This window comes from Sphingobacterium puteale (assembly GCF_003627955.1).
Lineage (GTDB): Bacteria > Bacteroidota > Bacteroidia > Sphingobacteriales > Sphingobacteriaceae > Sphingobacterium > Sphingobacterium puteale.
This window is the reverse complement of sequence record NZ_RBWS01000004.1, coordinates 75,567-100,103: the sequence shown is the minus strand read 5'-3', so window position 1 is coordinate 100,103 and position 24,537 is coordinate 75,567. Positions and strand designations below refer to the sequence as shown.

The 24,537-nt window shown below is 39.3% G+C and carries 21 protein-coding genes; 14 read left to right on the top strand and 7 right to left on the bottom strand.

The features are described 5' to 3' along the window. Positions 1-119: 119 nt before the first annotated feature. Positions 120-590: a hypothetical protein gene (locus D7322_RS04475; protein WP_121121711.1), complete on the bottom strand. Its 471-nt coding sequence runs from the start codon at positions 588-590 to the stop codon at positions 120-122. 262 nt (positions 591-852) lie between these two features. Beyond that, positions 853-1,452 (bottom strand): nitroreductase family protein, encoded by a 600-nt coding sequence (locus D7322_RS04470; protein WP_121121709.1) that lies wholly within the window; start codon positions 1,450-1,452, stop codon positions 853-855. 142 nt (positions 1,453-1,594) lie between these two features. Here D7322_RS04470 and D7322_RS04465 point away from each other — a divergent pair, with 142 nt between their 5' ends. The 3 genes from D7322_RS04465 (at position 1,595) to D7322_RS04455 (ending at position 3,655) form a co-directional block, all read left to right on the top strand. Beyond that, complete coding sequence (locus D7322_RS04465; protein ID WP_220700015.1) at positions 1,595-1,894, top strand: winged helix-turn-helix transcriptional regulator; 300 nt, start codon at positions 1,595-1,597, stop codon at positions 1,892-1,894. Between the two features lie 33 nt (positions 1,895-1,927). Next, on the top strand, positions 1,928-2,500 hold the full coding sequence (locus tag D7322_RS04460; protein ID WP_121121706.1) for a Crp/Fnr family transcriptional regulator: 573 nt from the start codon (positions 1,928-1,930) through the stop codon (positions 2,498-2,500). A gap of 72 nt (positions 2,501-2,572) precedes the next feature. Then, positions 2,573-3,655, top strand: a complete 1,083-nt coding sequence (locus D7322_RS04455) for a DUF418 domain-containing protein (protein ID WP_121121704.1) — start codon at positions 2,573-2,575, stop codon at positions 3,653-3,655. A 116-nt stretch (positions 3,656-3,771) separates the two neighbouring features. Here the strand turns inward: D7322_RS04455 and D7322_RS04450 are convergent, their stop codons facing one another. Both D7322_RS04450 and D7322_RS04445 read right to left on the bottom strand, forming a co-directional pair. Further along, a complete protein-coding gene (locus D7322_RS04450; RefSeq protein ID WP_121121702.1) occupies positions 3,772-4,680 on the bottom strand; it encodes an NAD(P)/FAD-dependent oxidoreductase in 909 nt (302 codons plus the stop codon). Between the two features lie 144 nt (positions 4,681-4,824). Next, positions 4,825-5,421, bottom strand: a complete 597-nt coding sequence (locus D7322_RS04445) for a class I SAM-dependent methyltransferase (protein ID WP_121121700.1) — start codon at positions 5,419-5,421, stop codon at positions 4,825-4,827. A 265-nt stretch (positions 5,422-5,686) separates the two neighbouring features. Here D7322_RS04445 and D7322_RS04440 point away from each other — a divergent pair, with 265 nt between their 5' ends. Continuing rightward, positions 5,687-6,349, top strand: coding sequence for a DUF1349 domain-containing protein (locus tag D7322_RS04440; protein WP_245971252.1), 663 nt, complete (start codon positions 5,687-5,689; stop codon positions 6,347-6,349). A gap of 48 nt (positions 6,350-6,397) precedes the next feature. On the opposite strand, the gene D7322_RS04435 is transcribed toward D7322_RS04440, so the two are convergent. Both D7322_RS04435 and D7322_RS04430 read right to left on the bottom strand, forming a co-directional pair. Beyond that, positions 6,398-7,183, bottom strand: coding sequence for a helix-turn-helix domain-containing protein (locus D7322_RS04435; protein ID WP_121121698.1), 786 nt, complete (start codon positions 7,181-7,183; stop codon positions 6,398-6,400). 13 nt (positions 7,184-7,196) lie between these two features. Next, entirely contained in the window at positions 7,197-7,643 is a 447-nt protein-coding gene (locus D7322_RS04430; protein WP_121121696.1) for a DUF1572 family protein, read from the bottom strand. A 570-nt stretch (positions 7,644-8,213) separates the two neighbouring features. On the opposite strand from D7322_RS04430, the gene D7322_RS04420 reads away from it, so the two are divergent. The 6 genes from D7322_RS04420 to D7322_RS04390 all read left to right on the top strand — a co-directional run bounded on the left by D7322_RS04420 (position 8,214) and on the right by D7322_RS04390 (position 17,016). Beyond that, positions 8,214-9,515 (top strand): ATP-binding protein, encoded by a 1,302-nt coding sequence (locus tag D7322_RS04420; RefSeq protein WP_121121692.1) that lies wholly within the window; start codon positions 8,214-8,216, stop codon positions 9,513-9,515. Between the two features lie 103 nt (positions 9,516-9,618). Continuing rightward, complete coding sequence (locus D7322_RS04415; RefSeq protein WP_108632157.1) at positions 9,619-10,218, top strand: TetR/AcrR family transcriptional regulator; 600 nt, start codon at positions 9,619-9,621, stop codon at positions 10,216-10,218. Positions 10,219-10,296: 78 nt separating this feature from the next. Continuing rightward, positions 10,297-11,493 (top strand): efflux RND transporter periplasmic adaptor subunit, encoded by a 1,197-nt coding sequence (locus D7322_RS04410; RefSeq protein ID WP_121121690.1) that lies wholly within the window; start codon positions 10,297-10,299, stop codon positions 11,491-11,493. An 18-nt stretch (positions 11,494-11,511) separates the two neighbouring features. After that, positions 11,512-14,700 carry an efflux RND transporter permease subunit gene (locus tag D7322_RS04405; protein ID WP_121121688.1) on the top strand — a complete coding sequence of 1,063 codons (3,189 nt, stop codon included), beginning with the start codon at positions 11,512-11,514 and terminating at the stop codon, positions 14,698-14,700. Between the two features lie 24 nt (positions 14,701-14,724). After that, a complete protein-coding gene (locus D7322_RS04400; protein ID WP_121122109.1) occupies positions 14,725-16,152 on the top strand; it encodes an efflux transporter outer membrane subunit in 1,428 nt (475 codons plus the stop codon). A 381-nt stretch (positions 16,153-16,533) separates the two neighbouring features. Further along, positions 16,534-17,016, top strand: a complete 483-nt coding sequence (locus D7322_RS04390; protein WP_121121684.1) for a DUF4822 domain-containing protein — start codon at positions 16,534-16,536, stop codon at positions 17,014-17,016. Between the two features lie 118 nt (positions 17,017-17,134). Here D7322_RS04390 and D7322_RS04385 read toward each other — a convergent pair whose 3' ends face one another. Continuing rightward, on the bottom strand, positions 17,135-17,893 hold the full coding sequence (locus D7322_RS04385; RefSeq protein WP_121122107.1) for an MBL fold metallo-hydrolase: 759 nt from the start codon (positions 17,891-17,893) through the stop codon (positions 17,135-17,137). A 257-nt stretch (positions 17,894-18,150) separates the two neighbouring features. Between D7322_RS04385 and D7322_RS04380 the strand changes: the two genes are divergently transcribed. The 4 genes from D7322_RS04380 (at position 18,151) to D7322_RS04365 (ending at position 24,537) form a co-directional block, all read left to right on the top strand. Beyond that, a complete protein-coding gene (locus tag D7322_RS04380; RefSeq protein WP_121121683.1) occupies positions 18,151-19,254 on the top strand; it encodes a sensor histidine kinase in 1,104 nt (367 codons plus the stop codon). Beyond that, positions 19,251-20,012: a LytR/AlgR family response regulator transcription factor gene (locus D7322_RS04375; protein WP_121121681.1), complete on the top strand. Its 762-nt coding sequence runs from the start codon at positions 19,251-19,253 to the stop codon at positions 20,010-20,012. The genes D7322_RS04380 and D7322_RS04375 overlap by 4 nt, the downstream gene beginning before the upstream one ends. A gap of 229 nt (positions 20,013-20,241) precedes the next feature. After that, positions 20,242-21,351, top strand: coding sequence for an efflux RND transporter periplasmic adaptor subunit (locus tag D7322_RS04370; protein WP_121121679.1), 1,110 nt, complete (start codon positions 20,242-20,244; stop codon positions 21,349-21,351). Between the two features lie 36 nt (positions 21,352-21,387). Continuing rightward, complete coding sequence (locus tag D7322_RS04365; RefSeq protein WP_121121677.1) at positions 21,388-24,537, top strand: efflux RND transporter permease subunit; 3,150 nt, start codon at positions 21,388-21,390, stop codon at positions 24,535-24,537.

Genomic DNA, 24,537 nt, shown 5'->3' with positions numbered 1-24,537 from the left:
TTTCAAAAAAGAGCCGGATATTCAAACAAATCAGCGTCATCAATTTCACTTGCACTTATTATAATCAAATTTACTACTCACAAGGTATTTCAGAATTAAAATTCAAAAACAAAAAAAAGTTATCGCAAATCAATACGCGCATCTATCCAAAAATAAGTCTGATTTTTGCGGAATAGATCTTCAGGTATCTGATGATTATAAATCAACTCTTCCAAAGTATTAAAGTTGTAGCGCAGCATATCATCGTTCTTGAATTGGATAGGACGTAAAATTGCGTCTTCATCATCAATAAAAATATCTGACTCGAAAAGATTAATCTGATGTGCAGAGACCCAGGCAATAGCAGCTACCTTATCCATTCTTATCAGTGCCTTGGCTGCTTCCTGATATTGTTTCATTTCCCAAGGGAGATCTTCCGGATAGTGGGAGGCGACATAATCCTGATAAATTTTTATATCTCCCATACGTAGACATTCATTGCGAAGCAACAATCGCGTGGTATCACGCGCGAAACTAATATAGTCCGGATGCATAAACAGTCCGTATCGTTTACTATACATTGCTATCTTGTCTGCCAATTCTTGCCTCATAATTTACGTACACAACAAAAATCATCCCAACATCCTCTTTAGCAACACGTTTTGAGCCATATTATTATTTTTTTTTGCAAAAAAATGTGGTTTATCAATGCGAACCTGCAAGGGATAAAGTCTAATTGTGAATTAGTCAATAGCTATACCTGTGTTTAATATTTAGAATACCGAGCTCCTCTGCAAAAAATCTATTTCCATTAATTCGTTCAACTTTTGGTACTACTGCACTTTTTAGGCCTCCCAATCACGATCAAACAAGTTATATTGCCCGAATAATATCCGCCATATTCAAACGCGACTTGGCTGTTATGCTAGGCTGATTTGAATCCTCCGTATTTCGATAACCAATAGCAACAGCAAATAAAGTATGATATTGTTCAAGTCCTAAAATACGATCATAACGATCATTTTCAATACCTTCCATCGGAGTAGCATCAATATGATTCGCGGCACATGCTGCGAGAAAAAATCCCAAAGAAAGATACACTTGCTGTTTCATCCAGGATTGCACATGCTGCTCTCCCTGTGATTTCAAAAAACGATGGTAATAATTTATCGAGCCTTCGGGTAGTGTACCGTTGATCTGCTCTTCAAATCGTTCCACATCATGAAGTGCACTAAAGACTACCAAATGACTCGCCTCATTAATTTTTTCCGCATTCCAATAAGATGCTTCAGCCAGTTTCGTTTTTGTCTCCCCGTCTGAGATAAAGAAAAACCTCCAGGGTTGGCTATTGATGGAAGAAGGGCTCAACCGAAGTATTTCTTTTAGCTCAGCGATCTTGTCCGCTGTGATTCTTTCCGTCGAATTATACTTCTTTGTTGTATAACGTTCTTTTGCTGTTTCTAAAAATGCCATAACATACAATTTTAAATTAACTATATTTTTTATAGTTGCAAAAATAAAGATAGTATTATATATTTGCAATAACGGTCAAATTTGATAGTAACAGATGTATTTGATAGACAACAAACAATATCCATGCAGTACAAGCCTGACAATGAAATATATAGGAGGCAAATGGAAGGCAGTTATCCTCATTCATTTAATTGAAAAAAAACGTTATAATGAACTGAGAAAAGAATGTCCAATGATTACAGAGCGTACGTTGAGCCTACAGCTGAAGGAATTAGAAGCTGACGGTTTGGTTAAGCGCACAGTACACACGGACAAAGCGCCATTAAAGGTCGATTATGAACTTACGGAATTTGGCAGGACACTTATTCCTCTATTGGAATCTATTGCATTATGGGGCAGAGAAACGGCAAGTAGAACCGGAGCTGTTCAACAGGTTAAATAGAATCAAGGTAGTGGCTGTACTTATCAGGAACCTATGGATGAACATCTCCTTAAGATCAACAGCATTATTGAACAGCTCGACGGGGAAACCCTCAGTGCACTCGAGGCTGTATCAAAAATAAAAACTTATAAAAAGGGTGATTTTCTGCTCTATCAGGGTGAGGTCTGCCGATATAGCTTTTGGATTGAATCTGGTATCGCAAGAAAATTTTATCTGAACGAGAACAAAGAGCTAACGACTGAGCTGCTCTTTGAAAATGACCTCGCCGTTGCGTTTAGCAGTTATGTAACCCAGCAGCCCAGCCAAGAATTTATACAAGCGGTCACAGATGTTAGGGTATCATCAATTGATAATAGTTCTTTTCAGCGTATAAAAGGTCAATTTTCGGCTTTAATGGAACTCGATCTCTTGATGACCGAGTATTACACCATGTGGCTGGAAAAAAGACTTTTTGATTTTCATACACTTGATGCTTCCACACGTTATTCACAGCTCCTGAGAGATCAACCCAATATGATACAACAGGTTCCCCTTACCTATATCGCATCTTACCTGGGCATTTCATTAGAAACCTTAAGCAGAATCCGCGCAAAAATCAAATACTGATTATTTGACTTAAGTCAAATGCCATGTTAACACATCTTTCAAAATTTGCATAACATTTTGAAAGCAATTATCATGGCAGAAAAAACGAGATTTATAGGATTTGACTTATTAAGAGCGTATGCAATCTTTGGGATGTATATCGTGAATTTTAACATGGTGTTTGGAGACCACAACGATACCAGTTGGCAGGGACAATTCCTCTCCCTCTTTAGCGGCAACTCAAGCACTATATTTGTTATGTTAGCAGGTATGGGATTAACCCTGATGACAAAAAAACAGGCATTTGGCACCGCTGAAGAGCAGCTAAATCAGAAATATATTGTACTTAAACGGGCCGGATTTTTATTTGTTTTGGGATTAGTACTCGCGATCTGGTGGCCAGCGGATATTCTACATTTTTACGGGTTTTATATGTTCATTGCCTCATTTTTCCTTTTCCGCGATAAAAAACAATATATCTACGGCGCAATTATTTTTGCCCTCGTCTTCCACCTGCTACTTCTTTGGATTCCCTATGAAACAGGATGGAATTTTGACACACTGGAATATAAAGATATGTGGACTTTAGCTGGTTTTATACGAAACTCTTTCTATAATGGCTGGAATGCTGTTTTCCCTTGGATGAGTTATTTTATTACCGGAATGTACCTGGCAAAACTAGACTGGACGGATTTAAATATACAGAGGAAAACATTTGGTATCGGACTAGTCATGTACTTATTGATCCAACTATTGCAAGGTATTCCCAAAAATCTGATGACTCCTGAGATTGATTTTTTTCTGAATACAGATTACCTCCCCCCTTTTCTACCCTTTCTAATCAGTACAATAGGATTTGGATTAATGTTAATTGCTTCGTTCATGTATATCAGCAAATTTATTTCACATCACAAATTTGCAAACGATTTGGCCAAAACGGGACAAATGACATTGACACATTATATTTCCCATCTAACAATCGGGTTAGTTTTCTTCTCATTTATGATAAATCAGGGATACTTTACCAAGATCAATCCATCCAAGTCACTATCCCCAATACTCATATTTATTATTTCGCTTCTCTATTTTGCATGCAGTTACTATTTCAGTAAACTTTGGGGCAAAAGATTTAAACATGGTCCGTTCGAACTTCTAATGAGAAAAATGTCTGCTTAAGTTGGGCTAAGCACAATAGCTCTTAAAAAGTTCTTCATTCGGAAGCGTTCATCCCAGATCGCTTCCGAATGAAATTAAGATTAAATTTGTTGTGGCTACGATCTTGCAAGTATATATTAGAAGTTTTCTTCAACTAATTCTTTATTGACCATTGCTCCCGCTAAATTGCCCGCTGCTACAGCATTGGAAACGGACCGCATCATACTCGTATTATCGCCACATGCAAAAACCCCTTTAATAGTTGTTTTCTGAAAATTGTCAACGACAATATGCCCTTGTTCAGTCAAGTCACAGCCCAACTCAACAGGAATACTTGAATGCTGCCTAAAAGGGATTGCTGCATATACGGCATCAAATGCTATTGCTTTGTTGTCCTTGAAAATCACTTTTTCCACCCAGCCATTCTTGTGCTGGATTTTACTAATTGGTTCATCTATGACAGTTACACCGTGCTTCTTCAATTTTGCAGCCTGCTCCACACTAAAATTTGCTTCTCCAGAAGTCAATACTGTCAGATCGGTAGAGAGATTATTGACTAAAGATACCAAATGTAAAGCCCGGTCACCGTTAGCCATAATTGCTGTTCTCTTGCCCCTGAATTCATATCCATGGCAGTATGGACAATGGATAACTGAAATCCCCCAACAGGCCGAAAAGCCCTGGATACCTGGCATGATATCTTCTACCCCAGTCGCAAAAATCAACTTTTTTGCACTAAATAGTTCGCCATTTTCAGTATTGATTTCAAAGCCATTGCTTGTTTTCTTTCCACTTACAGCAAGTCCTTTCTGGAATCTTACTGTTGGATAATTTAATACCTCCTCTTTCGCTTTTTTAGCAATAACCGATGGCTTTTCGCCATCATGAGTTATAAAATTATGCGAATGCGGTGTCTGTCTATTGCATGGTAGTCCACTATCAATAATAAGCACCTGACGTAGTGATCGTCCCAGTGCCATTGCTGCCGAAAGTCCGGCATAACTTCCTCCAATAATGATGACATCAAAATTTTTATCGTCTTTCATTTTTATAAATTTGATTTTAAATGCTGATGATACTGGCAGATTTATAAACCTGTAAGTAAAAGGTTTTCGTCTCCCAAACGTAATCATTCCAACAGGTGAATTAAATAAATCACAATAGTTTCATCTATGATTTTCTCGTTTATTCTATTTTTTACAAATGATCAAATAAAAAGGATAATTCTCTTCTACTTCCTTGATTTCAATCAACCCATATTTTTCGAACTCTGAACGAATAGACTCCAAGTCATAAAAGAACATGCTAACACCTCCAAACATTTCAAAACGATCTGTGCCTATGGCAGTCCCCTGCCTATAAATATTTGCCTGTTTTGACACAGTCGTAAAGATCATGTAACCATCGTCGGATAACTGCTCGTAACAGTCGCGTATCAATTTAGCCCGCTCCTCAGTTCCCAAAAGATGGATAAGTGCGTAACAGAATATACCACCATATTTTTTGGTGTCAAATGGCATATCAACGACCGACCCATGATAAATAATCGTTTGAGGTCCAAAATGTTTTCGCGCAAGTTTAATTGCTGTATTGGACAACTCTATTCCCGTAACAGCGATTCCATTTTCGAGAAATACATGACCATTTCGCCCATAGCCAAATCCCGGAATTAGGATCTCTTTTATATTTTTCGATAGAAAGAAATCCTTTGCCATTAGCGCTGAATGAGCAGGACTTCCGCCCCACATCTCTCCTTTTTCCACAAAATTACGTTCCCAAAACTCCATGTCTTTAGACTTTTTATCTTATTATATTGTATTTACTGAATTCAGCATGCAACAAGCTAGTGATTGCAATAAAGATAAACGAAGGTAAGTTTTTTTATTGTTGCAACTATGTAGCAATAGCATTAAATGCAATTAAATTGCAAATAAATTACATTTAAAGATCTTAGTTCAAATCATGGTTATAAATCAGTATTGAAAAATACTGTATACCAACGATATCTTTGTCGTCAGAATACAGAATATACCCTTTGCTAAAAAGAATATCATGAAAAACATAAAAACATTTTTTGTTACCTCATTGCTTCCTTTCTTTACCATGCAGGTGACCGGGCAGAAATTGGACAAGATGATCTGGTTTAATGAACCTAACGAGTGGACAATCAGCAACAACGCGCTGTCCATGTTTGTTACACCTAAAAGTGACTACTGGCGTATATCACATTATGGATTTACTGTGGATGATGCACCTTTCTTCTACACAGAGCGCGGTGGTGAATTTGAAGTGAAGGTCAAGATTTCGGCTAACTATAAAACTCGTTTTGATCAAGCAGGTCTTATGCTACGGATAGATCATGAAAATTATATAAAAGCAGGAATAGAATTTGTCGATGGAAAGTATAACCTAAGCACTGTTGTCACACATCGGACCAGTGATTGGAGCATTATACCGGTAGACAAAGAAATCCCTTTTATATGGATAAAGGCTATCCGGAGACTTGATGCAGTAGAATTCTTTTATTCCTTTGATGACAAGCAATATACGATGATGAGAAATGCATGGCTACAAGACAACCACCCCGTATTAATTGGGATGATGGGTGCATCACCTGATGGTGATGGCTTCCAGGCTAATTTTGAGCACTTTAGCATCAAGCATCTTCCCGACCAGCGTCGAACAAAATGGTTAAAAGAAAATAGTTCCGATTGATCATAATGATCAAGTCTGTCAAAAGAGTTGCTTTTGACAGAATTGATATTATTGAGAATCATCTTCTTGCTTATACATTTTATCGTATACACTGATCGCTTCGTGCAGATTGCGAACCCGCAGTTTTTGTAGAATGTTTTGCCGATGCCGGTTAATAGTATTGACACTCAGACCTAACTTTTCAGCAATGTCCTTACTGATCATCCCCCCTCTTACACACTTCAATACCTCCTTCTCACGTTGGCTCATGGCATCCTTGACATCTTGTTTATGGAGTAAATAGACCTCACCGCTGACCTGATTAAAGATATAGTTATTGTTCCCATGTTGATCTTCTTTGTCGGGTAATAAGGTATAACAGCACAATGCCAGCTGGGGAAACTCTTTACCGGGGGTATCCAAATAGACGATCTGATGTGACATCAACATATTCTTCCCATCTTTCCCCTCCACACGGAGTACACTATTTGCCTGGTATTGAAAACGTTCTTTGGGACCTATGGTCTTAACCATATCAAGAAACTGCAGTTCAAGCCTATGTTTGACAGCCAGATCTTCAGGATGTACGCGTGATAAGAGAAAGTCTTCCCAAATACTATTGATCTCCATTTTTCTATCAGGAGAAGACAGGTGTAGACGCTCCGCTATTGCCCCCATAAAGGTAAAGCTCCAATTCGCCGTTAAATCACTTAGTACAACAATGCCATTATGAATCTCGGCATAAGTTTTGGCATATTGCCTATAGTATTTTAAAACAGACAAGTCTACGCTCGTATTTCGGAGCCCTTTACCAACAAGATTTTTATTTAATGTCTTTTTTAAATCCGATTCCATCGTTAAATATTTGTTATAGATCCAACAGGCGACGATGATAATTGATCTGCCCTAAATGGTAGGTTAAATGTGTCGTTAAATGCACCAACAAATATTCCGTTGTTGTCTTCTCCTCAAACACTAATAGGGGATATATTGCGGCAAGGTCGTCCTGATTAAGCTTATCCAAAGCCAGATCAACGACACTAATGGTATTGTCTATACCATCTAAAAGTACCGATCTTGGAATATCCCGCAGGGTAAACTCAGCCTCCCTATTTCTAATATAGCCTGTTTTTCCGATCTCCGCTCCAATATAAGTTTGTAAATTGCCAATTAAATGTAAACATAAATTTCCCGCTGAATTCGCAATACCATGATCAACAATCCAGATATTCTCTTCTTGTGCATAAGATGCAATTTCTGTTTTCAATCTATTCAGATCTCTATAAAAAAGACTTTTCAATGTTTTTATAAGCATAATCTACTTTTTAATATAATGCCTTTATTATTTTCTCAATCAAAACTAACGCTTTTAAATTATAATCGTTTTCTTATGCAAAAGAAATTGAAAACACACTTCATTCAGTTTACAAAAGGTTGAAAAAAGATAGACCAAAACCTATTGAAAAGTACATGCATCAAATATTCATAAGATATTGTATTTTTATTTATAACAACAATTGTCTTTACGCGTATGTTTCCAAAGTTTCCCAGAGCAACTTGGCTCATTTTTTTTATTTTAACGGTAATCATAACCATTCTATTTTCGAGATTTGACAGCCCCTCGGATGGTAACGATGCGATTGGTTTCCCCTTTCCATTTTATACATATTTGGGAGGAAAGCGTTACCCAGAACCACCGGACAGAACATATTTCAACGGCATATATCTTCTTCTGAACCTTATCATCTATTTCGGAATCTCTTATGCATTAACTTACTCGATAAAAAAGTTTAGAAGTAAAAGAGCTAATACGAAGTAAACAATCTATTTGTGAAACCTGTTATTTTTAACACCTTAAATTTTAATTACAAGAATTGCTATAGCCATGAAAAAAAACACGCAGATAACCAACCTGAGTATAGAATCCGCTGGTTTACCTAAAGATCCGAAACTGGTCATTGCTGAATATATATGGAACGGCTTTGATGCAAGAGCTACCGAAGTCGATATTGCAATTGATAGCAATGAACTCGGTTATATAAACTGCATTAGCATCAACGATAATGGTGAGGGCATCATTTTCGATACACTACCCTATTCATTTGGTAATTTTCTGGATTCAGTAAAGAAAAATAGTATCAAGCGAAGTTCCTATACAAGAGGAAAGAAAGGAAAAGGCAGATTTTCATTTTCATTGTTTGCAACAAGAGCGATCTGGAATACAATTGTAAAAGAAGAAGGAGTCTTAAAAACATACCGCATCCAAATTGATAGAGACAGCAAAGAACAATATGACGTTAGCGAAAGTATCCTGGTAGAAAATCAACAGACAGGTACCCGAGTGAGATTGGAGGGCGTTTTCGGGCTAAATTCGTCCCATTTAGAATCAAAAGAATTTATAGATTTCATGGCGCAGGAATTTGGCTGGTTTCTATACCTTAACCGCGATTTAGATTACACCATACGAATCAACGGCACAATATTAATATATGATCATCTGATTCAAGAAACGGATCTACTGTCATGGACTTTATATAGTCCGGAAGACGGACCTTCCTACACGTTTCAGGTCAATTACATTCGTTGGAACCAACAGATCGGGGACCGCTATTACTATTATTTGCGCAATAGCGATAAAAGAGAAATTGCCAAAGTACTCAGTAGCTTTAACAATAATGCGATAGATTTTCATCACTCGGTTTATGTAACATCCGATTTTTTTGACGATTTTGAACAAGAAGATATTAGCAATTCAACGGACCTTAATCTCTTCACTGGCAAAGAGAAACAAGTTGTGTACCGTAATCTGTTAGCTGAATTGCGCGATTTTCTGGATCGCAAACAGAAAAAATACGTTCGGGAAAATGCGGTTGCTGTCAAACTCCGTGAATTGGAAAAGAAAGGTTTTCTACCCGATTACGGGCAAACAGAAAACGATAAAAAAAGAAAAGAAACATTGCTCGCATTGGTGCAAGAAATCTACATCATAGATCCGCGCATCTTCTTTGGTGTCAAAACCGACCTGATCCGTACCTATTTAGGTTTCTTGGATCTCCTATTACAAACAGAGAAAAGCTCAGACATCCTGACCATACTAGAAAAGGCAATTCCATTGTCGGACAAAGAGAGAAGCCGGATAAAACAGATCCTAATAGCCCGCAATATTCACAACAAAGGGGCTATTTGAGAATATTTAAGCGACATTTTTATTTAATGACTTTCAAATGTCATTAAATAAAATAAAAAGTTAGAATTTTGTTTAACACTGTTAAATCATTTATGCATTAAGCATGGGTAGTAAAGAACGCATACAACGCCTTAAGGATGAGAATAGAACAAATATTCTCGATGCCGCTCTTCAAATCGTAAAAGAAGAGGGATGGCAGGCATTGAGTATGCGCAAAATTGCGGATATCATCGAATATACCGCCCCCATGATTTATGAGTATTTTGCAAACAAAGATGCAATTTTAAACGAACTTGCCAACCAAGGTTATCTCTTACTTGCAAAAAAAGTCAGACAAGCCAAATCAACTCAAACCGACTTGGAGAAACAATTGGAAGCAATGTGGTTCAGTTACTGGGATTTTGCATTTGAAGAGCGCGAATTATACCAACTCATGTTTGGGGTAGGTACAGCTTGCTGTGGGTTTGAAAAAACGTATAAGTGTGCTGAATCTCATGGCAGATTGATCAGTGACGTAATTCGTGAGATCATGAAAGATAAAAGTCCGTCAGAAGACTTGATCTGTAGAAAATATTTCACATACTGGTCTATTATACATGGCCTCATATCCATCAATTTAGTTAATCAAGGTAACGGAGACAATACCAACCAGGAGGTACTAAAAGATGCAATCTACGGAATCACACGTTCACTTACTGACTAATTTTTTTTGCATCAAAAAATACAACGTTAAAAAATCTAACACCGTTAAATACACCAAAACTTCAATTTTTAATATCACATGAAAACAAATGTATCACCAAGTCTTAAGAAGATTTACATTCCTGCACTTAACAGTGTTAAACGAATTAATATCGTAAAGACTGCATATGTGCTTAGTGCAATTTTGTTATACAGCTGTTCGACAGGAACAAGCAAGCCTAATGATCCGCCACTAGTTAGCCTACCTGTTGTCAGCATCGAAAATGGCCAGGAGACCATCTATCAGGAATATCCGGCAACAATCGAAGCTTCTGCCAATATTGAAATCAGACCCCAGGTTGAGGGCATTTTGGAACAGATCTATGTCGATGAGGGTGCGAAGGTCAGTAAAGGTCAGGCGCTTTTTAAAATTAATGACCGCCCTTACCAAGAGCAATTGAATCAAGCTAAGGCCAACTTATTAGCTGCGAAAGCTGCATTGGAAAATGCAGAACTGGAAGTTGAAAAGAAAACAAAGTTGGTAAATACCAAAGTCCTGACTGATTTTCAATTAAAAACAGCGATCAGTGCGCGCAATGCTGCTAAGGCAAATGTGCAATTGGCAATATCTGCTGTAGAGACCGCAAAAATCAATGTGGGCTATACCTTGATCCGCGCTTCAACCGATGGATATATCGGAAGGCTGCAACGCAAACAAGGAAGTTTAGTAGGCCCAACTGATACACAACCCTTGACAGCACTTTCAAATGTCAGAGATCTCCACGTCTATTTTTCATTGGGAGAAAATGATTTTATTGCCTTCAAAAACAATACGGAAGGTAGTAACCTGCAACAAAAATTAAACAACCTTCCCCCAATCAGCTTAGTGCTTTCTGATCAGACTATTTATGATCAAAAAGGAAAAATAGATATGGTGGATGGTCAGTTTGACAAAAACACTGGTGCGATTACGTTACGTGCGACTTTCAGTAATCCCGAAGGAGTGTTACGTAATGGAAATACAGGCCGTGTCAGACTACAAAAGAAATACGATCAGGCTCTATTGGTGCCACAACTTGCTACACTTGAAATGCAAGACAAGATCTTTGTGTATACGGTCGGAAAAGAAAATAAAGTTGTACAGCAGCCTATTACTGTCATCGGAAAAAGTGGTTCAAACTATCTTGTAAGTAAAGGAATAAATGCAGGCGACCGCATTGTTTATAAGGGTATTGATTTACTGCAAGACGGCCAAAAAATCACACCACAACCTTTATCAAAAGACAGCATCAATTAATATTATAACGACAAACTTATGCTTAAGAAATTTATAGAAAGGCCTGTACTTGCCACCGTAATTTCCATATTACTTGTGATATTGGGAGTAATCGGTATCCTAAAGCTGCCCTTACAGCAATTTCCGGACATCGCCCCACCTGCGGTACAGGTCACCGCATTATATCCAGGCGCAAATGCCGAAACAGTACTTCGTGCTGTTGCTCCTTCGCTGGAAGAGTCTATCAATGGGGTCGAAAACATGAGCTATATGAGCTCTACCGCCAGTAATGACGGATCATTGATGATTACGGTATATTTTAAGCTGGGCACTGATCCTGATCAGGCTGCTGTCAATGTACAGAACCGGGTGGCACAAGCCACGAGCCAGCTCCCGGCCGAAGTTGTTCAGGCCGGGATTACAACCGCCAAACAGCAAAATAGCTTGATCATGGTATTGGATCTATATACTGAGGACGAGGGTAAATATGATCAAACCTTTATTACCAATTATGCGCAGATCAACATCATTCCAGAACTTAAACGTATCCCTGGAGTAGGACAAGCATTGGCTTTCGGTGGTAGTAAAGATTATTCCATGCGTGTATGGCTTAATCCAAACCAAATGGCCGCCTACAAATTAACTCCGGAGGAAGTGATGGCCGCTATCCAAGATAAAAACGTTGAAGCCGCTCCTGGAAAATTTGGCGAAAGTAGTCGCGAAGCCTTTGAATTTGTCATCAAATATAAAGGTAAGCTTAACCAAGCCAGCGATTACGAGAATATCATTATCCGATCAAATACAGATGGTTCGGTCTTAAAACTTAAAGATGTCGCCCGCGTTGAATTAGGGTCATACACCTACGCGAGCCATACACGTATCAATGGTAAAGCCGGGCTCAATATTGGCGTCATGCAATTAGCTGGGTCCAATGCGAATGAAATTCAGATTGCCATCCAGGAATTTATGGAAAAAGCTTCTTTAAGCTTTCCAAAGGGTGTGAAGTATCTTGTTTTATATAATACCAAAGATGCGCTCGATCAATCTATTGATCAAGTTAAACATACCTTGATCGAAGCTTTTATTCTGGTATTTTTAGTTGTTTTCCTATTCCTTCAGGATTTTAGATCCACGTTGATACCGGCCATCGCTGTGCCTGTGGCGATTGTAGGAACATTTTTCTTTATGCAGCTTTTTGGTTTCTCCATCAATCTGCTGACATTATTTGCACTCGTACTGGCAATCGGTATCGTCGTGGATGATGCCATCGTGGTGGTGGAGGCGGTACACGCCAAAATGGAGCATAATAATCTCCCGCCCAAATTAGCGACCACTTCCGCCATGAGTGAGATTACTGGAGCTATCATCTCCATTACCCTGGTTATGTCCGCAGTGTTTCTTCCTATTGGGTTTATGGAAGGTTCGACGGGAGTTTTCTATCGACAATTTGCCTTTACCCTGGCCATAGCCATTGTAATTTCGGCCATCAATGCCTTGACTTTAAGTCCGGCGCTTTGTGCTCTATTTTTAAAGCCTACACACCATGGCCACGACGGCGCCAAGAAACTTAATTTCAAAGAACGTTTCTTTACAGGATTTAATGTTGGTTTTGACCGACTCACAAAGAATTACTTAGGCAGTTTACGCTTTTTGATCCGTTACAAATGGGTAGCTTTTGCAGGATTGGGGATCACCTTGTTGTTGACGATTTTTATGATTCGTCGTACACCAACCGGATTTATCCCTTCCGAAGATCAGGGTTTTATCGCCGTATCATTATCCATGCCTGCCGGTGCCTCTTTGGATCGTACTTCGGGTGCATTGGCTGAAGCTGAAAAACAGCTCCAACATGCTGACTTTACCAAGACACTAAACATTTTGGCTGGTTTTAATATCTTAACACAATCAACCAGTCCTTCCGCGGGTGTTGCATTTATTTTGTTGAAACCTCATGAAGAACGCGGTAACATCAAGGATATCAATGCAATCATGGCCGATGTGAACCAACGTTTAGCAAATATCAAAGGTGCAAATTTTTTCGTATTTACCTTTCCTACGGTTCCCGGATTTAGTAACGTGGATGGTCTTGATATGGTTCTTCAGGATAGAACCGGAGGACAACTTGGTAAATTCAGCACTATTGGTCAAGGCTTTATCGGTGAACTGATGAAACGTCCTGAAATCATGATGGCCTTTACGACATTCAAAGCGGATTATCCACAGTATGAATTGCAGGTGGATGATATCAAAGCCGAGCAACTTGGTGTAAGTACCAAAAGCATCTTGCAGACCATGCAGGCCTACTTCGGTAGTGCACAGGCATCAGACTTCAATCGATTTGGAAAATACTACCGCGTTATGGTCCAAGCAGATGCAAAAGACCGCAGCGAACCAACTTCCATGGACGGAATCTTTGTAAAAAACAGATTAGGTGACATGGTACCGATCAACACATTGGTTAAATTGCAACGTGTATATGGACCTGAGACTGCTTCGCGTTACAATCTATTTAATTCGATCGGAATCAATGCGATCCCAAAACCCGGCTATAGTTCAGGGGATGCGATCCGTGCGGTCGAAGAAGTTGCGAAACAGCATTTGCCTACTGGATTTACCTATGAATTTTCGGGTATGACCAAAGAAGAAATTGTTTCGGGAGGTCAGTCGACCCTTATTTTTATTCTTTGTTTGATCTTTGTTTACTTCCTGCTTGCGGCACAATATGAAAGTTATATTATCCCATTAGCGGTTATACTCTCTATTCCAACAGGGATATTCGGTGTCTTTGCAGCAATTAGTTTCACCGATACGGCAAATAATATTTACGTTCAGGTAGCTTTGGTCATGTTAATTGGTTTGTTGGCAAAGAATGCAATTTTAATTGTCGAATTCGCTATCCAGGGGCGGAAACAGGGACTCTCAATACCTAGCGCGGCGCTTAAAGCAGCACGCCTACGTCTGCGTCCTATTATCATGACCTCCCTAGCGTTTATTGTGGGTATGATTCCTATGATGACCGCAGTAGGCCCCTCTGCGCAGGGTAACCACTCAATCAGTATCGCAGCTGCCGGTGGAATGCTCAGTGGCGTTGTATTAGGACTGTTTATTATTCCTATCCTCTTTATTGTTTTTCAATTTATACAGGAGAAAGTAAGTGGCACGCCAAGGGAAAAACAACGAGAAAATGAATCCATTTCTTTGGAAATTCCTGTACATACAAATAATTAGTGAACAATGACAACATCGAAATATATGAATAGAAAAGCAAAGCTATTGACTATTTTCATCTTATCTTTTGCAGCGTGGTCTTGTAAAACAGATAAATTGGTCAGCAATAAAAACCTTGCGCCAAATCTGCCCGAGCAATATCGTGATCAGGGGAAAGCGCCACAAGAAAACAATATTGGTTCTATTCCTTGGCGCGACTTTTTTAAAGATCGGGTTTTACAAAGCTTGATCGACAGTGCTATCCAACATAACCTGGATATGCAATTGGCTCTTAAAAATATAGAGGCATCTCAACTGAGCTTAAGGCAGGTAAAAGCAAATTATCTTCCTTCAGCACAGTTGCAGATCAGGGGAAACAGCACCAACCCCTCCAATAACAGTATGAACGGATTAAGTTTGGGCCAATTTCTAAAACAGCACCATGTTGAAGACTATACGGCTTCAGTGGGTGTATCTTGGGAGGCTGACCTATGGGGAAAAATCAAAAACCAGAACGCCGCTGCCTTAGCATCGTACTTGCAGACGGAAGAGGCGAAAAAAGTCATACAAACACAATTGATTGCCCAAGTAGCGCAAGGCTATTATCAACTTTTGATGCTTTACCAATTGCGGGATATCGCACAGCAAAATTTACAGTTAAGCGACACGACCCTCCGCATCGTTAAACAACAATACGAAGTTGGTGATATTACATTACTTGCCTTAGAACAAGTTGACGCACAACGTTTGTCTGCAGCCGCGCTTATCCCTGATTTCGAGCAGCAGATTCGCCTTCAGGAGAATGCAATTCAGATCCTTAGTGGTAAACTCCCTGCAGAAATCAAAACACAGGAACAATTGGTCAATGTTCGTTTTCCAGAAGATTTGGCGACAGGAATACCGGCAGACTTACTAAGCCACCGTCCGGATGTTAAGCAGGCTGAACTTGCTGTCACAGCTTCTCAGGCCTATCAAAAATCCGCTAAAGCGAGAATGTACCCATCCTTGGTCATAAGTGCTGAGGCTGGAGTCAATGCTTTCAAAGCCAGTAACTGGTTTAATTTGCCAGGCTCGTTATTTGGTGCTATTACAGGAAGTATTACACAGCCTATTTTTCAGCGTAGAGAGTTGAAAACACAATATGAACTTGCTCGTATAGAACAAGAAAAAAATGTTATGATTTTCAAACAAAAGGTCATTGCTGCGGCTGGCGAAGTTTCCGATGCTTTAGTCTCGATTCAAAAACTAAAAGAAAAACAACAGATTACTTTGGATCGAACCAACCGTTTGAAAGAGGCTACAAAACATGCGAACCTACTGTTTGAGACGGGTATGGCTACTTACTTGGAAGTAATCACCGCGCAAAGCAATATATTGCAGAGTGAACTAGAGCTCGCGCAAGTCAAAAAAGCCGAACTTTCAGCTGTAGTAGATCTCTATCGCTCTTTAGGTGGAGGCTGGAACAATAACTAATTTTCGAAGGTGCAATTTTTCTAATTTTATATCACATATCTGGGAGGCAGGGGACCGCGAGGGTCTCCTGCCTTATTTTTGGTAGCAACATCTTTGACCTATTCCGGCTTCCCCAAAGTTCAGACTTTTCTACTCCTACTCCTACTCCTACTCCTACTCCTACTCCTACTCCTACTCCTACTCCTACTCCTACTCCTACTCCTACTCCTACTCTTACTCTTACTAAGCTCCCCTTAAGCATCAAAACAATACAATAGCCTCCTTTTTAGAAAATCTTGGCTGTCTCTGTAGTTGTTATAAATCCTTCAAACCTTGGAATAAAAGGGACAAATGCAATCACAACCATGCAATTACTTTTGTGAAACAATAAATTTAATGATTATGAAAGATTTAAAAAAGATTGCATTGGTATGTTATATTGCCATTTGTACTTTGCTGATAGCCAGCTGCAGTAAGGATGATGAAGTTACACCAGAGCCTCAGCTTACACCAAGCGAGGTATTAGCTAGTACCGCTTGGGAGACAACAAACGCCAAAAATAACAAAGGTGAAAATGTGGTATTGACAGATGCCAATGTCTCAAATTTCGTAGGTTTTGCCTACTTCAAATCCAATGGTACCTTTACCATGTTCAATCTGGATGACTCTCCCAAAATGCATGGAGACTGGTCTGTTTCAGCAGATGGGAAAACACGGACTATCGTTGCTAAAAATGCTGCGGGAGAAACACTTTTCACACGTGTGGTTGATATTACGGTATTGACAAAACAGGAATTTACGTACCGCATCTATCCGAACAACGACAATAAAGCCGTTTATTTCGATATTGTCCATACACCGACACCCCACAAAGAACCAAAATAATCAGCTTTTTTGATTACATGGAGACGTAACTCCACTTAAACCATAAGGATTGACAAAAGAAACATTGTCAATCCTTTTTTTAAGCGGACAGCTCTCCACCTTCCAACTTATTACTATATCACTCGGTGAAATCGTCGAACTCGGTAATATCATGATAACCGAATACTTTAACGCCAGGATTTAGGGCTATAAAGCGACGGATTTTGTCCAGCGATTCTAAGCGCTGATGATTATCTTCGGCTCTACTTTCGGCCAAAATATTCACAGGATGCGTTTGGTCAGTAAGTTCTACTTTCATGTAATACGCATCAGCGACATAGAGCAATTTGACTTCAGATCCTATAGCAACTCCACAGTGCCCTAAAGTATGACCAAAGAGAGGTACCAGATACAGTGGAACCTGAACATCAATCGCCAGTTTTCTAACTTCAAGACCACACCATTGAAGATCATCTTTTGCATAAGTTTTGATTATCGGCTGATACGATAATGGTATTTCCAAATAACGCGGGTTACCGGCCAGATAGCTTTCATACTCTTCTTTTCCAACGTGAACAGTGGCATTTGGAAAATCAGCCAGTCCTCCTATATGATCATTATCTAAATGAGATATCACACAATCGGTGACAGAAGATGGATCAAATCCTAATTTTTCAATCTGACGGATAGCTGTCAGCTCCTCATTAAAACGGTAACCAACCATTTCCACAAGTTCTTTACCTATCCGTTCCATCGGATAACGGGTATCCAACAAGCCAATACCCGTATCAATTAAAACCAATCTGTCTCCATCCTTAATTAACAGGCAATGCCCGCACACATTGTCGTTCACCTGCGAAACAATCCGAACACAATTTAAGTGAAATAACTCAACCATAATATACATTAATTTTACACCGAACAATTTAATAAATTACCAGGTTAAATATTATTATCTGATTGTAAAAACAAATCGAATTTAGTATATTAATATAACGTGAGCGGGATACGGATGATTTATAAAATATACGATTGGGTTGTACAAATTGATATTTCAGCTTGCTCTTTGTACGTTTCAGAATAAATTTGTGGTTCAATCCTTAAATGAATTGCGAAATTTGTAGTGATTTAATAGCTATATACAAGTAAAAAAGAATGCAGGATAAGACAATCTATAAAAATGAGAAAAATCTAATCAGTACAAACAAGAAGAGGTTATTATTTACCCTACTGTCTTTTTTTCTCATTTATCTTGTTGCCTATATTATAGATCCATTTTCAAGTTGCTGGAATGGTTATTTTCAGCGGAACGCGTTTGAAATATTGGGAGAATGGACATTTACCATTATTTATAGCTTCTTTATTTCAGAGTTCAGTATCATTGTCCATAAGAAATTGGACCGTGTCTTAACATGGAAAGATCACCCAGCGGAAAGGCTTCTTATTGAAACCGTTATTAATCTACTTGTGGTCCTCCTTATCAATTTATTACTGGTTTATATCATTTCCCATTATTTTGAGCTGCAAAACCTCACCCTTGCAACATCTCTGGAAGAAAAAAGAGGTACTATACAGAATATCTCCATCAGTGTTATGGTCGCATTATTGATTATGGGGATCAACATTGGTATCCACCTGATCAACAATTGGAAAAATGAATCCATACGTGCAGCCAAACTGGGGCAAGTCATTCTCGAAACAGAACTTCAATCACTGAAATTACAGATTGATCCACATTTTGTCTTCAACAATTTGAGCGTATTATCCGAAATCATTTTAGAAGATCAACAACTTGGATATGAATATGCTGAAAATTTCTCAAAAATATATCGTTACCTTTTAGTGAATTCAAAAAAAGATGTTATTTCTCTCGAGGAGGAACTCAATTTTTTAGATTCCTATATTTTCTTAATTAAAAACAGGTTTGGAGAAGGTGTTCATTTTGAAATAAATGTAGATCCTGCAAAGTCTAATTACCAACTTCCGCCACTCACCTTACAGCTTTTAGTCGAAAATGCACTAAAACACAACCAAACCAATAAAAAACGTTCATTAAAAATTAAGGTGTACACCAATGCCCATAACCAATTAGTTGTCGAAAATATTCTGATCCCCATCGAAAATGTTTCCGAATCATCTGGAATAGGTATTTCGAATATCATTAAGAGATATGATCTATTGTCCAGCCTGCAACCTGAGATCATGAACAATGGGAAGACATTCAAAGTTAATCTACCACTTATAGAACAAAAGTCATGAGTATAGCCAACGTATTGATTATTGAAGATGAAAAATTGAATGCTGATCGTCTAAAACGTCTGTTGAAGGAAATAAAACCATCTATACAGATACTGGATGTCTTGGATAATATTACGGATAGTATCAGCTGGTTTCAAGGCAATGAATCTCCGGATTTGGTCATGATGGATATCCGCCTTTCCGACGGTATAAGTTTCGAGATTCTCGAAAGTATAAAAATTGACTGCCCCATTATCTTTACGACCGCATTTGATGAATATGCCGTCAGGGCCTTTAAGTTCAACAGTATAGATTATCTCCTGAAACCTGTAGAAAAAAAAGAATTAGAAAATGCGCTGATCAAATTAGACAGTCTAAAACTTCAACAGACGAATCAGGACCCAATTCAGGGCTTATTGGATTTTATTTATCCAAAAGATTTCAGAACCCGGTTTCTCCTACCCTACAAGGATGGTTATAAAACAATACTGGTAGAAGACATTCAGTATTTTTATTCAGAGTTTAAGTTGACACATGCCAAATTGAAATGTGGCACGGTCGAAATTGTACCACAAACCTTAGAAGAGCTGGAACAACAACTAAATCCTAAAGTTTTTTTTCGTGCCAATAGACAATTTATTGTGCATATAGACGCAATAAAGAGATTACATAATCATTTTAATGGAAAACTTAAAGTAGAAATCAAATATAGCGAAGATGTCGAAGTCCTCGTCAGCCGCGAAAAAGCACAACTCTTAAAAAACTGGCTGGATTATTAATTGACAATGGTCTTTAATTCCAAATTTTTGGACACAATTAACGGGTGAGGTCATTTCTGCAAGTAACGTCTTTCTAAGGAAAACGACAAAAAAGACCCATTCTGATTAAATAATTTCAAAATTCAGCGCATTATAGCTACGTTTCAGCAAGCAATTGTTACGTCTCGGTAGATTTCCTTACAACATCCCTTAAAAGAATTCTTTCTTTTGCTTTATATAAAATGATAAAATGGCACTAAGAACGATGACTTTAAAACCTATCCTTAAATTTATTACAGCAGCTACATTATTATCGTCCTGTGGAGGTAACCAAGAACAACCGCAAGAGCAGGCAGTTACTGTTGACTTTATCGAATTATCCCCCGCACAGGCGGAAACAGAAAAAAAATATCCCGGCACGTTAGAGGGTACGGTCAATGTTGACGTAAAAGCTCAAGTAACAGGTTATCTGGAGCAGATCTATGTGAAGGAGGGGGATTACGTCACAAAAGGCCAAGCCCTTTTCAAAATAAAAGCAGATGTATATAATGAACAAGTTAATAACAGCAGGGCAGCTTATCAGGCAGCGCTGTCCGCAGAACAAAATGCGAAACTGGAAATTGAAAAGATCAAGCCGTTGGTAGAAGGCAAGGTGTACACCGAACTTCAGCTTAAAACTGCCGAAGCGAATTACGCTGCTGCAAAAGCTCAGGTTGCACAGGCACAAGCGGCCTTAGGCTCCTCGCAAATCAATGCACGATTTACCTTAATAAATGCTCCAGTAAGCGGATATATCGGGCGGATCCCAAATCGTATCGGAAACCTGATTACGGCTGCAGATGCGACACCGTTGACAACATTGTCTGAAATCAATACTGTGAACGTCTATTTCTCCTTAAGCGAAGCTGATTTTATAACCTTTATGAAAGACAGTGGAAAGAAATCATCCAACGATAACGCAACATTGATCCTCGCTGACGGTACAGTATATAATCATCCCGGAAAAGTAGAAATGGCCAGCGGTAATATTGATAAGACGACTGGTAGTATGACACTAAAGGCAATATTTGCCAACCCGGACAAAATACTTCGTTCTGGCGGTTCAGCCAAAGTTGTCCTAAAAAAGGTTCATGACAATGTATTGTTAGTTCCCATGGCAGCTGTTAAAGATATCCAGGACCGCTATTTTGTTTATGTCATCGGAGACAAAAACAAAATTGCCATGAAACAGATCGAGATTGCCGGAAATACGGCCAATGAGTATCTGCTCAAATCAGGCCTGACAGCGGGCGAAAAAATCGTAATGAATCGAATTGATATGCTTAATGACGGAATGCAGGTTCAACCTACTAAGAAATAAGAGCCTGTAGTAGATTTATCTAAAATTTAAAATAAAATGCTGAAGAAATTTATTGACAGGCCAGTTTTGGCAACTGTTATATCTATCATATTTGTGATACTCGGGGTAATTGGTCTTTTGAGACTACCGCAGACACGGTTCCCCGATATCGCTCCCCCTACGGTTCAGGTTACGGGAAGTTACCCCGGTGGTAATAGTGAGACCGTATTACGGTCAGTTGTCACACCACTGGAAGAGCAGATCAATGGCGTTGAGGACATGGAATACATTACCTCAACAGCAAGTAACGATGGTACATTCTCCGTACGTATTGTTTTTAAGGCTGGTGTAAATCCGGATCAAGCAGCTGTAAACGTACAGAACAGGGTGCAACAGGCAACACCGATACTTCCACAAGAAGTTGTGCGGATGGGATTGACGACTTCCAAACAACAGAATAGTATGATCATGATTTTTAATATCTATACGGAAGATAACAAAAAATATGATGAACTTTTCCTGCAGAACTATGTCAACATTAACCTGATCCCACAGATCAAACGTGTTCCCGGTGTGGGCCAGGCCATGGTATTTGGCTCCAAGGACTACTCCATGCGCGTTTGGCTGAATCCTCAGAAAATGGCAAGTTATGGGCTTGTACCCCAAGAAGTCATCGCTGCCATTTCCAAGCAAAGTCTGGAGTCCGCACCCGGAAAACTAGGTGAAGAATCAAAGGCACCATTGGAATATGTGATTCGATATAAAGGGAAAAAGAATCTTCCGGAACAGTATGAAAACATTATTGTTAAAAATAATGATGTTCAGATCGTCAGGCTGAAAGATGTTGCCCGAATCGAATTTGGTTCGATCAGCTATAGCGGTAATTCGCAAAATAATGGATTGAACACAGTTACAATTGGTATTTTCCAGACTTCTGGTTCCAATGCCAACGAAATTGAAATAGGTATCGATAAACAGATCGAAATAGCGCAACGCTCATTTCCTCCCGGCATCAAGATTTTTAAGCTGATCAGTACCAAGGAGCGTCTGGATGAAAGTACCGCGCAGGTGCGTTCGACATTAATTGAAGCGTTTCTCCTGGTGTTTTTGGTGGTTTTCTTATTCTTACAGGACATCCGGTCGACGATTATTCCGGCAATCGCGGTACCAGTGGCCATCGTAGGGACATTCTTTTTCCTACTGGTGTTTGGGTTTACGATCAATATATTGACCCTTTTTGCCTTGGTATTGGCCATCGGTATTGTGGTCGATGACGCCATTGTCGTCGTCGAAGCCGTCCATGGCAAGATGGAAACATCGACCATGACCGGTAACGAGGCCACACACAGTGCCATGAGTGAAATAACCGGTGCGGTTATCTCGATTACCCTGGTTATGTGTGCCGTATTTATTCCGATCGGCTTTATGACCGGTTCATCGGGAATGTTTTACAAACAATTCGCCTATACACTGGTTATCGCCATTGTAATTTCAGCAATAAATGCATTGACGTTGACGCCAGCTCTTTGTGCCTTGTTGCTGAAAAATACACATGCTGAAAATCATGATGGGCAAGTTCAAAAAACAGGATTCTCACAACGGTTTTTCAAAGCCTTTAATGCTGGTTTTGAAAACATGACAAATAGATACGTCGGCTCTCTGAAATATCTTGTTAAGAAAAAATGGCTAGCGGCCTTATTAATTATCGCTACAATAGCTGCTGCGGGATATCTCATGACCAGTACGTCAAGAAGCTTCGTTCCTATGGAAGATGATAACTTTGTCGTGTACAGTTTGGAAATGCCTCCAGGTACCGGTCTCGATCGAACAACAAAAGCTGTAGAAAAAATAGAAAAACTATTGGCTGACTTACCTTCTATTGAAAGCCACACGAGTATCACTGGTTTCAATATGATTGGCAACAACTCCAGTGCGGCTTATGCAACAGGATTCATCCGTCTAAAGGATAAGAAGAAACGTGGCGAAATGAATGATATTGATCAGATTCATCAGGTGATTTCTCAAAAGCTAACTACTGTTAAAGAAGGCAATGCAATGGCTTTCCGCTCCCCTCCTGTCGATGGTTATGGTATGATGAACGGTGCCGAACTTGTACTACAAGATAGAGCTGGAAAGTCTCCGGTAGAGCTTAAAGCAATGTCCGATTCTGTTATTGCAAAGATTATGCAACAACCAGGTGTACAATTTGCCTACACCATGTTCAGAGCAGATTATCCACAAATGGAATTGGAAGTTGACGAAGATAAAGCGGCTCAGCTTGGTGTAGATGTCAGTGAAATGCTTTCGTCTGTTCAGACCTATTTTGCCGGCGACCAATCACTGAATTTCAATCGTTTTGGTAAATTTTATCGTATCGCTGTAAAAGCAGACGGAATTTTTAGAACGGATAAGGACGCGTTCAATGAAATATTTGTCAAGAATAATAAAGGGGAAATGCTACCGGTAAATACATTGGTTACACTTCGCAAAGTCTACGGACCGGAATCTGTGACACGTTACAACTTGTACAACTCGCTTACCATTAACGTTGTCAGTAACCCAGGTATCAGTAATGGCGCTATTATGGAAACCCTGGAGAAAAATGTGCTGAACAAATTACCTGGAGACTATAGTTTCGAATGGACAGGGCTTAGTTTGGAAGAAAAATCTTCTGGTAATCAGACAATGATCATTTTGACATTGAGCTTATTGTTCGTCTATTTCTTACTTTCCGCACAGTATGAAAGCTATCTATTGCCGTTGGCAGTCCTGTTATCGATTCCGACCGGGATCATCGGATCGTTCTTAGGAACACGTGCTATCGGTCTGGACAATAATATATACGTTCAAGTCGGATTGATTATGCTCATTGGTCTTTTGGCCAAGAATGCGATTCTGATTGTTGAGTTTGCGTTACAGCGTAGACGGGCTGGTTCTTCACTCATTGATTCTGCTTTGGAGGGGGCCAAAGCACGCCTTCGCCCAATTTTAATGACCTCATTAGCCTTTATCGCAGGTATGGTTCCTTTGATGTTTGCTACTGGGGGAACAGCGACAGGTAACCACTCCATTAGTACGGGAGCAGCAATGGGTATGTTAAGCGGGGTCATCCTCGGTGTGATCGTTATACCGTTATTGTATCTGGTATTTCAATATTTACAGGAGAAGGTCTCAAGTAAAAAACTCGTGAAAAAGACAAACGATTAA

Coding starts and splice junctions, on each gene's coding strand:
- D7322_RS04470 (WP_121121709.1), bottom strand. CDS start 1,452: ATGGCATTTTTAGAAACAGCAAAAGAACGTTATACAACAAAGAAGTAT.
- D7322_RS04410 (WP_121121690.1), top strand. CDS start 10,297: ATGAAAACAAATGTATCACCAAGTCTTAAGAAGATTTACATTCCTGCA.
- D7322_RS04450 (WP_121121702.1), bottom strand. CDS start 4,680: ATGAAAGACGATAAAAATTTTGATGTCATCATTATTGGAGGAAGTTAT.
- D7322_RS04460 (WP_121121706.1), top strand. CDS start 1,928: ATGGATGAACATCTCCTTAAGATCAACAGCATTATTGAACAGCTCGAC.
- D7322_RS04365 (WP_121121677.1), top strand. CDS start 21,388: ATGCTGAAGAAATTTATTGACAGGCCAGTTTTGGCAACTGTTATATCT.
- D7322_RS04415 (WP_108632157.1), top strand. CDS start 9,619: ATGGGTAGTAAAGAACGCATACAACGCCTTAAGGATGAGAATAGAACA.
- D7322_RS04385 (WP_121122107.1), bottom strand. CDS start 17,893: ATGGTTGAGTTATTTCACTTAAATTGTGTTCGGATTGTTTCGCAGGTG.
- D7322_RS04370 (WP_121121679.1), top strand. CDS start 20,242: ATGGCACTAAGAACGATGACTTTAAAACCTATCCTTAAATTTATTACA.
- D7322_RS04380 (WP_121121683.1), top strand. CDS start 18,151: ATGCAGGATAAGACAATCTATAAAAATGAGAAAAATCTAATCAGTACA.
- D7322_RS04435 (WP_121121698.1), bottom strand. CDS start 7,183: ATGGAATCGGATTTAAAAAAGACATTAAATAAAAATCTTGTTGGTAAA.
- D7322_RS04465 (WP_220700015.1), top strand. CDS start 1,595: ATGAAATATATAGGAGGCAAATGGAAGGCAGTTATCCTCATTCATTTA.
- D7322_RS04455 (WP_121121704.1), top strand. CDS start 2,573: ATGGCAGAAAAAACGAGATTTATAGGATTTGACTTATTAAGAGCGTAT.
- D7322_RS04405 (WP_121121688.1), top strand. CDS start 11,512: ATGCTTAAGAAATTTATAGAAAGGCCTGTACTTGCCACCGTAATTTCC.
- D7322_RS04430 (WP_121121696.1), bottom strand. CDS start 7,643: ATGCTTATAAAAACATTGAAAAGTCTTTTTTATAGAGATCTGAATAGA.
- D7322_RS04445 (WP_121121700.1), bottom strand. CDS start 5,421: ATGGAGTTTTGGGAACGTAATTTTGTGGAAAAAGGAGAGATGTGGGGC.
- D7322_RS04475 (WP_121121711.1), bottom strand. CDS start 590: ATGAGGCAAGAATTGGCAGACAAGATAGCAATGTATAGTAAACGATAC.
- D7322_RS04420 (WP_121121692.1), top strand. CDS start 8,214: ATGAAAAAAAACACGCAGATAACCAACCTGAGTATAGAATCCGCTGGT.
- D7322_RS04390 (WP_121121684.1), top strand. CDS start 16,534: ATGAAAGATTTAAAAAAGATTGCATTGGTATGTTATATTGCCATTTGT.
- D7322_RS04375 (WP_121121681.1), top strand. CDS start 19,251: ATGAGTATAGCCAACGTATTGATTATTGAAGATGAAAAATTGAATGCT.
- D7322_RS04400 (WP_121122109.1), top strand. CDS start 14,725: ATGAATAGAAAAGCAAAGCTATTGACTATTTTCATCTTATCTTTTGCA.
- D7322_RS04440 (WP_245971252.1), top strand. CDS start 5,687: ATGAAAAACATAAAAACATTTTTTGTTACCTCATTGCTTCCTTTCTTT.